Origin of the sequence: Streptomyces sp. NBC_01017 (assembly GCF_045162795.1) — a bacterium.
Classification (GTDB): domain Bacteria; phylum Actinomycetota; class Actinomycetes; order Streptomycetales; family Streptomycetaceae; genus Streptomyces; species Streptomyces machairae.
In genome coordinates, this window is the sequence record NZ_CP108683.1 from 1,900,416 (window position 1) to 1,915,046 (window position 14,631).

A 14,631-nucleotide genomic window follows, 5' to 3' on the forward strand; every position below is an offset into this window, starting at 1 on the left:
CGTGGACGGCAGGTACGACGAGGACGACAGGTAGGTCGAGGGGCGGTCACCACGGTGGCCGCCCCTTCCTGTGTCACTCCACGCCGGCCGCGTCCAGCAGTGCGGTCACGGTCGCGGTGGCCAGCCCGTCCAGCGTCTCGACCTGGGCGCCCGCCCGGGCGCTGGCCCCGTCGAAGACCAGCATCAGCTGGCGGGCGAGCAGCTCGGGATCCCGCGCCCCGCCCTCCTGTGCACGCGCACGGAGGAAGTCCCGCATCCACTCCTTCGCCCCGCGGGCGACCACACTCGCCGGATGCCCGGGATCCTTCAGCTCGACCAGGGCCGCGAGATAGGGACAGCCATGGTAGGCGGGCTCGGTGGAAGCCTTCTCCAGCCGCTCGAAGACAAGCAGGATCCGCTGCCGGGGCGTGCCGGCGTCCTGCGCGCCGGGCGCCAGCTGGGCCTCGTACGCCGGGAGCTGTCGGGCCAGGCTCGCCGCGAGGACCTCGTCCTTGCTCGCGAAGAGCTGGTACATGGACCGCTTCGAGACCCCGGCGGTCCGGCACAGCGCCTCGACGCCGATGGAGACACCGTCGCGGTAGAAGAGCTCGGCCGCCGCGTCGAGGAGCCGGTCCTTGGTGGACGCCTTGTCTGTCATGGCCATACGGCGAGGCTACCGCGCGCCCGAGCCAGAAGGAAACCGATCGGTCTCCAGCGAGGGAGCCCTCGGAAAAGGCCTCGGATCACAGGTGACAGCGGCGGTGAACAAGCGCTTAGATAGGTGACCGGACCAGATAGGTGACCGGAACAGACATCTCCCACCCAGCCGGAGGCCCCGTTGTTCACTTCCGTCGACGACGTCTCCGCACGTCTGGCCGAGACCGGCTATCTCGCCTCGTCCGCGGTCGCCACGACCGTCTTCCTCGCCGACCGTCTCGGCAAGCCGCTCCTGGTGGAGGGCCCGGCCGGGGTCGGCAAGACGGAGCTGGCCAAGGCCGTGGCCGAGGTCGCCGGGGCGCGGCTCGTGCGCCTGCAGTGCTACGAGGGCGTCGACGAGTCCCGGGCACTGTACGAGTGGAACCACGCCAAGCAGCTGCTGCGCATCAGCGCGGGCCGCGACGAGACGTGGGACGAGGCGCGCACGGACATCTTCAGCGAGGAGTTCCTGCTGACGCGGCCGCTGCTGACGGCCATCCGGGGCGACGAGGCGAAGGTCCTGCTGATCGACGAGACCGACAAGGCGGACGTCGAGGTGGAGGGCCTGTTGCTGGAGGTGCTCAGCGACTTCCAGGTGACCGTCCCCGAACTCGGCACGATCACCGCGACGCGCCGCCCCTTCGTCGTCCTCACATCCAACGCCAGCCGAGAGCTGTCCGAGGCGCTGCGCCGCCGCTGCCTGTTCCTCCACATCGGCTTCCCGGACGAGGAGCTGGAGCGCCGGATCGTACGGCTGAAGGTGCCGGGGCTCGACGAGGCGCTGGTCCGCTCCGTCGTCCGGGTCGTGGGCGCGCTGCGGGCGATGGACCTGCGCAAGGTGCCGTCGGTAGCCGAGACCATCGACTGGGCGCGCACCCTGCTGGCGCTGGGCGCCGGCACGCTGGACGAGACGGTCGTGCAGGCCAGCCTCGGCGTGCTCCTCAAGCACCAGGACGACGTCCTGAAGGCGACCGCCAAGCTCGACCTGGACGCCCTGTGACCACGCCCGCGGGCGTCGCGGAGCGGCTGACGTCCCTCGTCTCGGCGCTGCGCGCGCACGGTGTCCGCATCGGCACCGGCGAGACGGTCGACGCGGGGCGCGCGATGGAGGCCCTCGGTCTCGCTGACCGGGAGCTGCTGCGCGAGGGGCTGGCGGCGACGCTGTTGCACGGAAACGGCCAACGGCCGGTGTTCGACCCGGTCTTCGACCTCTACTTTCCGCGCGGTGTCGGCGCGCCGGAGCAGAAAGCGGCGGGCCGGGACGACCTGCGCGACCGTCTGGCGGCGGCCCTGGCCGCCGACGACCGGGCCCTGATGGGCCGCCTGGCGGCCGAGGCGGTCGACGGTTTCGGCGGTTACGGCTCCTCGCCGGAGTCGGACGGCTGGTCGTCGTACCAGACGCTCGAACGGCTGCGGCCGCAGACCCTGCTGGCCCGTGTCCGCGACACCATCCGTGGGCAGGGCGGGAGTCCGGGGTTCACGGACCGGCTGCTGGAGGACGAGATCCGGCAGCGCATCGAGGCGTTCCGGGCGCTGGTGGCCGCGGAGGCGCGCCGCCGGGTCGCCGAGCGGCGCGGGCGGGACGAGATCGCCCGGCGGGCGGTGGCTCCGACCGCCGACCGGGTCGACTTCCTCTTCGCCGGCAAGGCTCAACTGGCCGAGCTGCGCAGGGCCGTGCAGCCACTCGCCCGCAAACTCGCGACCCGGCTGGCGGCACGCCGCCGCCGCGCTTCGCGGGGCAGCATCGATCTACGGCGGACCCTGCGCGGTTCCCTGTCGACGGGCGGCGTGCCGATGAAGCCGGTACTGCGCCGACGCCGGCCCGTCCGCCCCGAACTGGTGCTGCTGTGCGATGTGTCGGGGTCGGTGTCCGGCTTCTCGGACTTCACGATGCTGCTGGTGCAGGCGCTGCACGACCAGTTCAGCAAGGTGCGTGTGTTCGCCTTCGTCAACCGGATCGACGAGGTGACCGGGCTGCTCCAGCGCGGGACCGCCGACCCGGAGGGGCTCAGCGCCCGCATCGAGGCGGAGGCCACGCTGACGGGCTATCACGGCAGCAGCGACTACGGCATGGCGCTGGGCGAGTTCGCGGAGCGGTACGTCGACACCGTCGGCCCGCGCACGACCGTGTTCGTCCTCGGTGACGCCCGTACCAACCAGAGCGACCCGAACCTGCCGGCCGTACGGCAGATCTCCGAACGGGCCCGTCGGGTCTACTGGCTGAACCCGGAGCAGCACTCCCGCTGGGGCACGGGCGACTCCGCCGCGCCTGCCTACGCCGAGCTGGTCGAGATGCACGAGTGCCGCACCGCCCGGCAGCTCAGCGCGCTGGTGGCGCGCCTGCTGCCGGTGTGATCAGGGCGGAGATCAGGCGGCGAGTTGCGGGTACAGAGTGGCCGGGTCGGCCGCCAGGCCCGCCTTGACCTGCCGCGAGATGTCGTCGGCCAGGACCTCGAAGGCGCCCGACACGATCCCGTCGAGGGCCTGTGCGGCGACACTCTCGGCCGTGGACTTGGGCGCGTCGATGCCGACGGTCAGGTCAGTGTCGACGTATCCGACGTGCAGGCCCGTGACCTCGATGCCCCGCGGCTTCAGGTCCAGGCGCAGTGAGTTGGTCTGCGACCAGAAGGCGGCCTTGGACGCGCTGTAGGAACCGGCGAGACCGATCCACGACAGCACGGAGTGGACGTTCAGGATGTGCCCGCCGCCGTTGCGTTCGAGGACGGGCACGAAGGCCCGCGTGACCAGGAGCGGTCCGTAGAAGTTGGTCTCGAACTCACGGCGGACGTCCTCGACGGGAGAGTCGAGGAAGTTCGCGTTGACCGACGCGCCCGCGTTGTTGATCAGCAGGGTGACGTCCTGCGCCTGCTCGGCCGCCGCCGCGACGGACGCGGGGTCGGTCACCTCCAGGGCGAGCGGCACCGCGTCGGGGTGGGTGACGGTGCGCGGGTCGCGGGCGGTGGCGTACACCTTCTTCGCGCCCCGCTCGTACAGAGCGGCGACCAGGGCACGGCCGATGCCGCGGCTGCCGCCGGTGACCAGGGCGACGGAACCTTCGATGGCGGTCATGGGACTCTCCAGGCTGTCTCGAGACATGGAAACCGATCGGTTTCCGACTGTGGGACCCAGCGTAAACCGATCGGTTTCATCAGGGCAAGGCCGGGGGTGACCCCGAGAAAATCAGGGTTCATCCCCGATATCCGCCTCCGATGGTTTTCCGTAGGCTCGCCAGAGATGGAGGGGGATCCCATGAAGGCAGTGCTGCAGGACCGGTACGGCTCGGCGGACGTGCTGGAGTTCAGGGACATCGACCGGCCGGTGCCGGCCACCGACGAGGTGCTGGTGCGGGTGCATGCGGCCTCGGTGAACGCCTACGACTGGCACTTCATGCGCGGGGACCCCTTGATCGGCCGCGGCATGATGGGGCTGCGGCGGCCCAGGGCGCGCGTGCGGGGCCGGGACTTCGCAGGCACGGTGGAGGCGGTGGGCGCCGGGGTCACGGGGATCGAGCCGGGAGACGAGGTGTACGGGGAGGCCGACGGCGCGTTCGCGGAGTACGTGTGCGCGCGGGACAGCGAGGTCGGCCCGAAGCCGGCCAACCTCACCTTCGAGCAGGCGGCGGCGATACCGCTGGCGGGGAACACCGCCCTGATCGGCCTGCGCGACGTCGCCCGGCTGCAACCGGGCCAGACGGTCCTGGTGAACGGGGCGTCGGGCGGGGTGGGCACGTTCGCCGTGCAACTCGGCAAGGCGTACGGCGCGGAGGTGACGGCCGTGTGCAGCACGAGGAACGTCGACCTTGTCCGCTCACTCGGCGCCGACCGTGTCATCGACTACACGCAGGACGACTTCACCCGGGGCGAGCAGCGGTACGACGTAGTCCTGGACCTCGTCGGCAATCGCTCACTCGGGGAGTTCCGGCGGGTCCTGACGCCCACCGGGAAGCTCATCCTGTCCGGCGGCGGGGTGTACGAGGGCGGCAGCGTCGTCGGCCCCATGGGGCTCTTCCTCAAGCGGCGGCTGGCGGCGCCCTTCGCGCGCCCGCAGCAGCTGCTCGAGATCTCGGCCCGGCAGAGCAGGGCCAACCTGGCGGCGCTGCGCGAACTCGCCGAGTCCGGCAGGATCGCCCCGGTCGTCGAGCGGACGTATCCGCTGAGCGAGGCTGCCGAGGCGCTCCGGTACGTGGAGGTGAAGCACGCGCGCGCGAAGATAGTCGTCACCGTCTGACGCACCGGAGTCGTCACCCTGTGATGTCTGACGTACCGGGCCCGAATCGGTGGGCCGCGCGTTACTTCTGCTTCGCGTACTCCCTCGCCGTCTGTCCCTGGAAGTCGTAGACCACGACCTGCTCGTCGCCCACGACCCAGGCGTCGTGTCCGGGTGAGCAGACGAAGACGTCACCCGGACCGACTTCGCTCTCGCCGCCGTCGTCCATGCGGATATGCATGCGGCCCTGGACCATGTAGCAGTTGTGGTGCATCTGGCAGGTGTCGGTGCCCGCGATGGAGGCCACGGACTCCGTCCAGCGCCAACCGGGCTCGAAGGTCGCCACGGCGAAGTCGAGATCCGTCATGTGGACGGCTTCGAGGTGACCGCGGGGGAAATCACGCCGCTCGTCCGGCTTGTCGATGGGCTTCACTTCCAACATGATGTGCTCCCTTCCGGCCGCGACTCACCGCGACCGCGGCCGGTCTCCCCGGCGAACCCTGCGGACCGCCGTCGACGGCCGGCCCCCTACCACTCCATCGTCCGCCCGGCCATCCGAGGCCGCCATTCGGGGAAACTCCCGCTCAGGGCCGCGTCCCACAGAGCTCGGCAAAGCGCTCGGCGTCGACGTTGCCCCCGGAGATGATCACGCCAACCCGGCGTGGCAGCGTGCCCGCCCGTCCGGTGAGCAGGGCGGCAAGCGGGGTGGCGCCGCTCGGCTCGACGACGATCTTCAGGCGTTCGAAGGCGAACAGCATCGCGTCCCGGATCTCGTCGTCGCTGACCAGCGCGATCGCGTCGACGAGCCGTCGGTTGACGGAGAAGGTGAGTTCGCCGGGGGTGTGCAGGGCCTGGCCGTCGGCGATGGTGTGCGGCACCGGGATGCTGATGCGCCGCCCCGCCTCCAGGGATCGCTTGGTGTCGTCCCCGGCGTCCGGCTCGACGCCGATCATCCGGATGTCCGGATACAGGCCCTTGGCCACCGTGGAGCTGCCGGCGATGAGCCCGCCGCCGCCGACCGGCGTCAGCAGCGCACCCAACTCCCCCACCTCTTCTAGGAGTTCGAGCGCGGCGGTGCCCTGCCCGGCCATGATGTGCGGATGCTCGTACGGCGGGATGACGGTGAGGCCGCGCTCGGCGGCCAGTGTCTCGGCGATCGCGACCCGGTCGCCTGTGTAGCGGTCGTAGGTGACGATCTCGGCGCCGTAACCGACGGTCGCGGCCCGCTTCGACGGCGGGGCGTCCTCGGGCATGACGATCACCGCGGTGGTGCCGAGTTCCCGGGCGGCGAGGGCGACGGCCTGCGCGTGGTTCCCGGAGGAGTACGCGGCGATGCCATGCTCCAGCTGCTCCGGCGTCAGACGGGAGGCCGCGTTGTAGGCGCCGCGGAACTTGAAGGCGCCGGCCCGCTGGAAGTTCTCGCACTTGAGGAAGACCTCCGCGCCGACGAGCTCGTCGAGCGTGCGCGAGCGCAGCACCGGGGTGCGGTGCGCGACGCCCTTGAGCCGGGCGGCGGCGTCGCGGACGTCGTCGAGGGTGACCGGTGGGGTGGTGGTCGTCACGCGTGTCCTCCAGAGGGTGTCGTGTCGGTGGCGGCCTCGTCGATCGACGTCCCGGCCTCGGTGCGCGCCTGCGACAGATAGCTGTAGGCGGACGCTCGGGAGATGCCGAGCCGTGCCGCAACCTGTTCGATCGCGCGCCGCACGGCGAAGACGCCCCGCTCGTCCAGGCCGCGGAACAGTTCCAGGCGCTCGGCGCGTGCGAGACCGGCCCAGCTGCCGTTCTGCCGGAGCTGGTGGGCGTCGAGGATGGCGTCGACCACGGAGTCGATGTCGTTGCCGAAGGTGGTGACCGGGACGTCGGCCGAGGTGGTGCCGGCGCCGGCGAGGGCTCCGAGCAGGGCGTGGGCGTCATTGACGGCGGTCACGTCGAGGTTGACGCAGAGGGCGCCGAACACCGTGCCCGTCGAGTCCCGCAGCACCATGGTGGACGCCTTGACCAGCTTGCCGCTCCGCGTGCGGGTGACGTAGTTCAGCTCGTCGCCCGCACCGTCGCCGCGCGCGACGACCCGCATGCCGATCTCGCTCATGGCCCCGCCCACGGCCCGCCCGGTCACCGAACCGGCCACGGCGACCACGGACTTCTCCGGCCGCCGATAGTCGTGGAGGACCACTTCGCACATCGCCCCGAACGTCGCCACGAGCCCGTCGACGACCGGTCTCAGCGCGGCCACGATCGCATCCCGCTCCGCTTCGAGGGCCCGCTCGGCCGCCATCGCACACTCCTCTGCCGCAAGGGCTCGTCGGCCTGCCCCTCCGAGCCACGATCCAGACTACACGTCCAGACTCTGTACTGACAGTCCAAACAGGGTCCAGGCAAGGGCGTCTGCTGGGCCTGGGCCACGACACCGTGTGGCACATCGCGGGTCCGACCGGCTGGACCTCGGCCGACCAGCGGCTGGGCAGCCGGCAGGCCTGTCTGGAGGCGGCCGGGGCCGAAGTGCCGGCCCCGCTGATCGTGACTGGAGCGCCGACTCCGGCTACGAGCTGAGCTGGGCCGTCGCCTGACCCGGCGCACCGACGTCACGGCCGTGTTCGCCTCCACCGACCGGATGGCCCTCGGCCTGCTGCACGCGCTGCACGAGGCCGGCCGGTCCGTCCCCGGCGACGTCAGCGTCGTGCGCCACCACGACATCCCCGAGGCCGAGCACTTCCGGCCGCCGCTGACCACCGTGCGCACGGACTTCGCCGAGACCGGCACCCGTTCGCTGCGCCTGCTCCTGGACCGGCTCGACGCCCCTGCCGAGCCCCACCCGGTCGACTCACTCATCCCCGTCGACCTGCTGGTCCGCCGCAGCAACAGCCCTGCACCCAAGCCCGGACGCCGACCGGCAGCCCCCCTCCCCGACTACGGCCGGAAGCCACCAGTCGGCACACCCACCCCGAGACCGGCACCCGTTCGCTACGCCTACTGCTGGACCGGCTCGACGCCCCTGCCGAGCCCCACCCGGTCCACTCACTCATCCCCGTCGACCTGCTGGTCCGCCGCAGCAACAGCCCTACGCCCGAGCCCGGACGCTGACCGGCAGCCGCCGCCTGCCCGACTACGGCCGGAAGTCACCTTTGGGCACACCCGCCCCGTTGATCGAACGGAACTTCGCCGCTTCGATGACCCCTGGCCGGGCGGCACTGTGTCACCGGCACCGCGAGCGAGGGGGGTCGGGAGACCGTGCGTATCGTGCGTCACCCCAGAAGAGCCACCGGAAGAGTCGGCGGCCGCCGAGGCGGTCACCGGGCACAACCGATCGGATTACCGGGTGCGGCGGCGCTGTTGAGCGTCGTCGCACTCGTCGTCTCGGCGGCGCCTGCCGACGCCGTGACGGAGGCGACGGCACCGCCGCCTAGCCCGGCGGAAGTGATCCCGGGGCAGGAGACGCAGACCCCGGCGCTGGTACGGGGCATCCGGGAGCAGGCTCCCGCCACCGGCAGTGCCGCAGCCGCGGCCCGCGCCTATCTGGACGGCAGGCAGGGCCGGTACCGGATCCCCGACGCGAACCGCGATCTGGTGCTCGCCGGGACCACCGCCGCCGACGGTCGCGAGACCGTCCGGCTCCAGCAGCGGCACCGGGGGGTGCCCGTCCTGGGCGGCCAGTACGTCGTCCGTATGCAGCGGCAGGACGGCGAGCGGGTCGTCACCGGAACCTCGGGCAAGTACTTCACCGAGCTGAGCACCGGCACGACGCCCGAGGTCGGCGAGGCGCTCGCCGTCGAGCGTGCCGTACACGCCGTCCTCACCGAACTCGGCGACAGGAACTTCGCCGCCGCGCCACCGCGCGAGGGGGCCGAGGAGGAGTCCCCGCTCGAAAGCACCGCGCGCGGCCTCGTCGTACTGCCCGCCGGAGCAGGCGTCCTCACCCGGCACGTCACCGTGCACGGCACGGACCCGGCGACGGGTGCGCCCGTGCGCCGCGAGGTCTACGTGGACGCCCGCGCCGGATACCCGGTCCTTCAGTACAGCGGTATCAAGACGTTCGGCACGCCTCGCACGACAGCCGGGCAGTCCGCGGCCGACACGACCCCGCGGCAGGCGCTCGCCGCCGAGAAGGGCACCGGCGTCAGGCTCGACGGCACCTCCGTCGGCCTCGACATCGACCGCGACGACAACCGTGGCCTGTACGTCCTGCGCGACCGCTCCCGAATACCCGCCGGCGACTCCGACAACGTCCTGTCGACCTGGGACGCGCGCGGCAAGTGGTACACCGACGTCGGCGGGGTGTGGCCCGAGGGCGTCCAGGAGTTCGGCTCGCCGACCCCTGCGTTCGGCGCCGAGGCCACCGACTCGGGGGCCGTGGACGCACACTGGGCCGCCGGGCAGGTCTACGACTACTTCAAGGGCAAGCACGGCCGCGACAGCCTCAACGGCCGCGGCATGACCGTCAACTCCCTGGTGGGCGTGACCGATTACGGGCAGCCGTACGTCAACGCCTTCTGGGACGGCCAGAAGATGGTGTACGGCAACGGTGACGCCGAGTACCGCCCGCTCTCCGCGGCCATGGACGTCGTAGGCCACGAGATGACGCACGGCGTGATCGAGCATTCCGCGAACCTCGTCTACGCCGGCCAGTCCGGCGCCCTGAACGAGGCCATCGCCGACTACTTCGGCAACGCCATCGAGGCGGACGTGTACGGCATCCCGGCGACGGACCCCGACTCGGGCCTGCTGGGCGAGCGGCTCTGCCGGACCAAGTCCCCTCGGGAATGCGCGCTGCGCGACCTGGGCGACGGACGCACCACGGCCAAGTCGTTCCTCGGCGTCGGCTTCGCCACCGACAGCGGCGGTGTCCACCTCAACTCGACCATCATCGGCGGCGCGCTGTGGGACGCCCGTGAGGACCTGGGCGCCGAGACGATGGACAAGATCGTCTACAGAGCACTGACCGAGTACCTCACGCCGCTCGACGGCTTCACCGAGGCACGGGCCGCCGTGCTCGCCGCCGCCCAGGACCTCGCGATCCCGGCGGCGGGCCGGAAGACACTGCAGCGCGCCTTCACCGCCCACGGCATAGCGCCCGGCTGGGAGTCGGCCCTCGGCATGGACGCCGACGTCCTCCTCGACCGGATCAACACCAGCAACACGAACCTGGGCGGGGGCGGCGGCTGGTGGGCGGCGTCCAAGTCCAACGAGGACGGCACGGAGCCGTACTCGGTGTGGGCCGGGCGCGCCGACGGCCAGGGCACGCCCAAGCCGATGAGCCCCAACGACGGCCGCTACCACGTCAATCCGGCCACCGACGGCAAGACCGTGGTGTGGCAGGCGTACGGCTCGGACGGCGTCGACGTCCTGGCCAGGCCGCTCGCGGGCGGTCCCGTGAAGAAGCTCTGGCACGGCCGGACCCCTGGCAGCTCGGTGGACGTCGACGGTGACCTCGTGGCCTTCGACTACGTCACCTACGGCGGGCGCCGGGCCGTGGCGTATCTGAGCATCAAGGACCCGGCGAACGTGGAGACGATCGGCGGTGGCACCTACTACCGGGCGTGGGCGCCGTCGGTGGGCCACGGCAAGGTCGCCTACCAGGAGCGGCGACGGGTGCGCGCCGAGTACGCGGTGAGCACACGGGTCATCGACGTCGCCACCGGCGAGAACACAGCGGTCCAAGCGGCTGCGGATGGCAGCAGTCTCGGCCCGACGGCGATCAACGGCACCCACGTCTTCTGGCTCCTCGACGATGACGCCACCGACGGAACGAGGGCCCTGCGCCGCGCCGCACTCGACGGTTCCGGCGTGGTGGACCTGAGCCCGGAGACCGGGCCGAACGCCCTGAACGCCTACGACCTGACGGTCTCGGAGGACAGGGTGACGGTCGGCAGCTACCTGGCCGGCGCCCCGCTCAGCAACGAATCGGCGCCCAAGCTCTACCAGTTCGACGCGGTCGGCGCGCCCGATGATCCGGCCACCCGCAAGGGCCGGGTCTCCTGCAACCGCGGCGAGCAGTCGTCCGCGGCAGCGGTCGGCGGCAGCCAGGTGGTGTGGCTGGACTCGACGACCGGCACCACCGATGCCGTGACCCGCGCTCGGCCGGCGGGCCGCTGCGACTGACCTGGCGGCGCAGTCCGAACGGAGCAGCGCGACAGGGGCCGTTGGCCCGCCCGGTGTGTGACAGGGCGGGCCAACGGCCCCGCGCAGTGGGCCGCCGGCACGTACGGCCCTCGGGCCACAGCCCCTGCCGGCCGGGCTCTGTCGGCACGGGGCGCTGTCAGCCGCTTCCGTCAGCCGGCCCCGTCTGCCGCCGCCCGCTCCCAAGCCGCGTCCCGCAGCAGCCGCAGTCCGTTCAGGCCGACGAGGACCGTGGAGCCCTCGTGGCCCGCGACGCCGAGCGGCAGCGGGAGCGTGCCGACCAGGTCCCAGGTGACGAGGCCGGTGATGAAAACCCCGGCGATGACGAGGTTCTGCACGACCAGTTTCCGGGCCCGGCGCGAGAGGGCGACGGTGGTGGGGACGGCGGCGAGTTCGTCGCGGACGATCACCGCGTCGGCGGTCTCCAGGGCGAGGTCGGAGCCCGCGCGGCCCATGGCGACGCCGATATGGGCGGCGGCCAGGGCGGGTGCGTCGTTGACACCGTCCCCGACGACCATCACTTTGCGGCCCGCCCCCTCCATCTCCTTGACCGCGGCCATCTTGTCCTGCGGCAGGAGCCCCGCGCGCACGTCCTCGATGCCGGCCTCGGCGGCCAGGTGGGCAGCGGCCCGGGGGTTGTCGCCGCTGAGCATGGTCGGGGCGGCGCCGGTGAGTGCGGTGAGGGAGACGACGGTGGCGGCGGCGTCGGGGCGCAGCCGGTCCGCGATGCCGAGCACCCCGGCGGGGGTGCCGTCGACGACCACGAGGACGGCGGTACGGCCGGAGTGCTGGAGTTCTTCGGCGAGCGCGGCGACCGGGCTCGCGTCATCGGCGTCGGTTGCGTCGTAGGCGTCGTCGAGCAGGCGGGCCGGGGCACCCACCTCGACGGTACGACCGCCCGCGACGGCCTTCACGCCGACCCCGGGCGCGGACATGAAGTCCCGCACGTCGGGCAGGTGGAGGCGCCGTTCGCGTGCGGCGTCCACCACGGCCCGGGCCAGCGGGTGTTCGCTGGGGTGCTCGGCCGCCGCGGCGAGCGTCAGCAGCTCGTCCTCGTCCAGCGCCGTTCCGGGCAGGGGCCGTACGTCGACGACACGCGGGGTGCCCTCGGTGAGCGTGCCGGTCTTGTCCAGGGCGACGGCGTCGACCTGGCCGAGGCGCTCCATCACCACCGCCGACTTCACCAGCACACCGTGCCGGCCGGCGTTGGCGATGGCCGACAGCAGGGGCGGCATGGTGGCCAGGACCACCGCGCAGGGCGAGGCGACGATCATGAAGGTCATGGCGCGCAGCAGCGCCTCGGAGAACTCCTCGCCGAACGCGAGCGGGACTCCGAACACGGCAAGCGTCGCGGCGACCATGCCCAGCGAGTAGCGCTGTTCGACCTTCTCGATGAACAACTGGGTGGGTGCCTTCGTCTCTGACGCCTCTTCCACCATCCGTACGATCCGGGCGATCACGGAATCGGAGGCGTCGCGTTCGACCCGGACGCGCAGCGCCCCGGTGCCGTTGAGGGTGCCCGCGAACACCTCGTCGCCCGGCTGCTTCGGCGCGGGGAGCGGTTCGCCGGTGATGCTCGCCTGGTCCACCTCGCTGACGCCGTCCAGCACCCGGCCGTCGGCTCCGACGCGCTCGCCGGGCCGTACGAGGACGGTGTCGCCGACCGTCAACTCCTCGACGGTGAGGGCCTGTTCGGTACCGTCGGGGGCGATCCGGGTGGCCGTGGCAGGGGCCAGGTCGAGCAGTCCGCGCACGGAGTCGGCGGTGCGGGCGGTGGCGAGTGCCTCCAGTGCGCCCGAGGTCGCGAAGATGACGATCAGCAGGGCGCCGTCCATCACCTGCCCGATCGAGGCGGCGCCGAGCGCGGCGACGACCATCAGCAGATCGACGTCGAGGGTCCTGCCCTTGAGCGCCTTGAGCCCCTCCCAGCCCGGCTCCCAGCCGCCGGTCGCGTACGACAACGCGTAGAGCGGGCCCCACGTCCAGGCCGGCGCTCCGGCGAGTTGTAGGGGCAGAGCGAGCAGGAACAGTGCGGTGGCCGCGCCGGCCCAGCGGACCTCCGGCAGCGCGAGGAGCCGGGTACGCCGCCGTGGCACGGCCCCGGCACACGCCGACACGGCCCGCTCGGCCGACGGCGGGGTGAGCGTCGAAGTCATGCGCTCACGATACAGGAATAGATGAACACCCCTTCATGTCTTCATGTCGCGTGGGCTTCCGGCGGCGGCCCAGAGCTCCCCGCCCGCCGGGGCCGTCCTCCCGGAGACCTTGACGGCGTTGACCACCTCGGCGGACGAACCGCCGCTCTTCAGCATGCGGTCGACGAAGTCGTCGCAGCCGCCGCCGTTCTCGATCACGACCTTCGCCTTGGACAGCGCCAGCTGGTTCTGCGTGTTGGCCTCGTAGGAGTGCGGGTCCTGGTCGGGGTCGCCGATGAACGAGGCGACCCTGCACCTTTCCGCCGCCTATTCGCTCTGCGACATTCCCGTAGACGTTCGTCGATGCCACCACCGGGACGGCGGACGCGGCAGCGGGGCCCTGCGCGGCCTCGGAGTCACGTCCGGAGTCCGGCGTGTTGCCGCAGCCGGCGAGGAGGATCAGGCATGCGCCGGTCGTCAGCGGCACAAGCGGAAGGCGACCGTACGAGGACGCAGGCATGGAACCCTCCGAGGGCAAGGCGAATGGTCCGCCGAGCTGCACCCGTCCCGGCTTCGGCCCCACGCTAGATGAAAACGGATGTCAAAAGCGTCTGACGGCCGTCCGACCGGGCAACCCTTGCCCGGAACTCACCTTCGGGGTCAGGGAGCGGGGACCTCGTCCAGGAGTTGAGGGCCGTTGTTGCGGACGCTGTTGACGGCCGGGGAGACGGGGCGGGCATCCAGGTGGCCGTCTGCCGGCGGGGCGAGCAGGGCGCGGAGGTCGTCGGTGTCCTCGTGGTGCGGGTCGAGCCAGGCGTCGTAGTGCTCGGGGGTGAGGGCGAGGGGCATGCGCGGATGGATTCGGCCGGCGGCGTCGGTGGCCTCGGTGGTGATGATCGTGCAGGTCAGCAGCCAGGCGGCGGGGTCGTCGGAATCCTTGATCTCCGGGTCGCGCCAGAACTCGTACAGCCCGGCGAGGGCCAGGACCTGCCCGTCCTCCGGATGGATGAAGTAGGGCTGCTTGCGGACCTTGCCCGACTTCTTGTCCTCGACCTGGTCCCACTCGTAGAAGCCGTCGGCCGGAAGCAGACAGCGGCGTTTGACGAACGCGCGGCGAAAGGCGGGCTTCTCGTGCACGGTCTCCACCCGCGCGTTGATCAGCCGCGCCCCGATCTTGACGTCCTTCGCCCACGAGGGCACCAGCCCCCACCGCAGCGGCCGCAGCCGGCGCCGTACCGGCTCGTCCTCGTCGGCGCCGCGCGGCGTGCGCTCCAGAACGGCCCACACCTCGTCGGTCGGGGCCACGTTCCAGCTGGGCGCAAGTGTCTCCTCCGGATGCCACTCGGACACCTGGAACAGCTGGGCGAGATCCTCGGGACCGCGGCTGGAGGCATAGCGTCCGCACATACGGCCACTGTGCCACGGTGCGGTCTGCCAGTCCTCACGAGCGGGTCAGCACGTGCGGCGTGAGGTTGCCGGCCGGGCTCTTGGCCGGCCCGTG

General features: G+C 71.8%; 11 protein-coding genes and 2 pseudogenes. 5 read left to right on the forward strand and 8 right to left on the reverse strand.

The annotated features are described in order from the left end of the window. Positions 1 to 73: 73 nt before the first annotated feature. Complete coding sequence (locus OG331_RS08960) at positions 74 to 643, reverse strand: TetR/AcrR family transcriptional regulator (RefSeq protein WP_406193744.1); 570 nt, start codon at positions 641 to 643, stop codon at positions 74 to 76. 174 nt (positions 644 to 817) lie between these two features. Here OG331_RS08960 and OG331_RS08965 point away from each other — a divergent pair, with 174 nt between their 5' ends. Next, entirely contained in the window at positions 818 to 1,675 is an 858-nt protein-coding gene (locus tag OG331_RS08965; RefSeq protein WP_406193746.1) for an AAA family ATPase, read from the forward strand. Beyond that, complete coding sequence (locus tag OG331_RS08970; protein ID WP_406193748.1) at positions 1,672 to 3,030, forward strand: vWA domain-containing protein; 1,359 nt, start codon at positions 1,672 to 1,674, stop codon at positions 3,028 to 3,030. Before OG331_RS08965 ends, OG331_RS08970 begins: the two co-directional genes overlap by 4 nt. Before the next feature lie 12 nt (positions 3,031 to 3,042). Here OG331_RS08970 and OG331_RS08975 read toward each other — a convergent pair whose 3' ends face one another. Then, positions 3,043 to 3,744 carry an SDR family oxidoreductase gene (locus OG331_RS08975; protein WP_406193750.1) on the reverse strand — a complete coding sequence of 234 codons (702 nt, stop codon included), beginning with the start codon at positions 3,742 to 3,744 and terminating at the stop codon, positions 3,043 to 3,045. Positions 3,745 to 3,924: 180 nt separating this feature from the next. On the opposite strand from OG331_RS08975, the gene OG331_RS08980 reads away from it, so the two are divergent. Then, positions 3,925 to 4,902, forward strand: a complete 978-nt coding sequence (locus OG331_RS08980; RefSeq protein WP_406193752.1) for an NAD(P)-dependent alcohol dehydrogenase — start codon at positions 3,925 to 3,927, stop codon at positions 4,900 to 4,902. Between the two features lie 61 nt (positions 4,903 to 4,963). On the opposite strand, the gene OG331_RS08985 is transcribed toward OG331_RS08980, so the two are convergent. From OG331_RS08985 to OG331_RS08995, 3 genes are all read right to left on the reverse strand, one after another. After that, positions 4,964 to 5,323, reverse strand: a complete 360-nt coding sequence (locus tag OG331_RS08985; protein ID WP_328877559.1) for a cupin domain-containing protein — start codon at positions 5,321 to 5,323, stop codon at positions 4,964 to 4,966. Between the two features lie 142 nt (positions 5,324 to 5,465). Then, positions 5,466 to 6,443: a pyridoxal-phosphate dependent enzyme gene (locus OG331_RS08990; RefSeq protein WP_406193754.1), complete on the reverse strand. Its 978-nt coding sequence runs from the start codon at positions 6,441 to 6,443 to the stop codon at positions 5,466 to 5,468. Further along, a complete protein-coding gene (locus OG331_RS08995) occupies positions 6,440 to 7,156 on the reverse strand; it encodes a transcriptional regulator (protein ID WP_406193756.1) in 717 nt (238 codons plus the stop codon). The genes OG331_RS08990 and OG331_RS08995 overlap by 4 nt, the downstream gene beginning before the upstream one ends. 107 nt (positions 7,157 to 7,263) lie before the next feature. On the opposite strand from OG331_RS08995, the pseudogene OG331_RS09000 reads away from it, so the two are divergent. Both OG331_RS09000 and OG331_RS09005 read left to right on the forward strand, forming a co-directional pair. Next, positions 7,264 to 7,753 (forward strand): annotated as a pseudogene (locus tag OG331_RS09000) (substrate-binding domain-containing protein); the annotation flags it as partial. 458 nt (positions 7,754 to 8,211) lie between these two features. Continuing rightward, positions 8,212 to 10,977: a M4 family metallopeptidase gene (locus OG331_RS09005; RefSeq protein ID WP_406193758.1), complete on the forward strand. Its 2,766-nt coding sequence runs from the start codon at positions 8,212 to 8,214 to the stop codon at positions 10,975 to 10,977. Positions 10,978 to 11,147: 170 nt separating this feature from the next. Here the strand turns inward: OG331_RS09005 and OG331_RS09010 are convergent, their stop codons facing one another. The 3 genes and pseudogenes from OG331_RS09010 to OG331_RS09020 all read right to left on the reverse strand — a co-directional run bounded on the left by OG331_RS09010 (position 11,148) and on the right by OG331_RS09020 (position 14,537). Further along, on the reverse strand, positions 11,148 to 13,151 hold the full coding sequence (locus OG331_RS09010) for a heavy metal translocating P-type ATPase (protein WP_406193760.1): 2,004 nt from the start codon (positions 13,149 to 13,151) through the stop codon (positions 11,148 to 11,150). Between the two features lie 72 nt (positions 13,152 to 13,223). Continuing rightward, positions 13,224 to 13,650 (reverse strand): annotated as a pseudogene (locus OG331_RS09015) (metal ABC transporter solute-binding protein, Zn/Mn family); the annotation flags it as partial. A gap of 140 nt (positions 13,651 to 13,790) precedes the next feature. Further along, positions 13,791 to 14,537, reverse strand: a complete 747-nt coding sequence (locus OG331_RS09020) for an SOS response-associated peptidase (protein WP_406193762.1) — start codon at positions 14,535 to 14,537, stop codon at positions 13,791 to 13,793. Positions 14,538 to 14,631 lie beyond the last annotated feature (94 nt).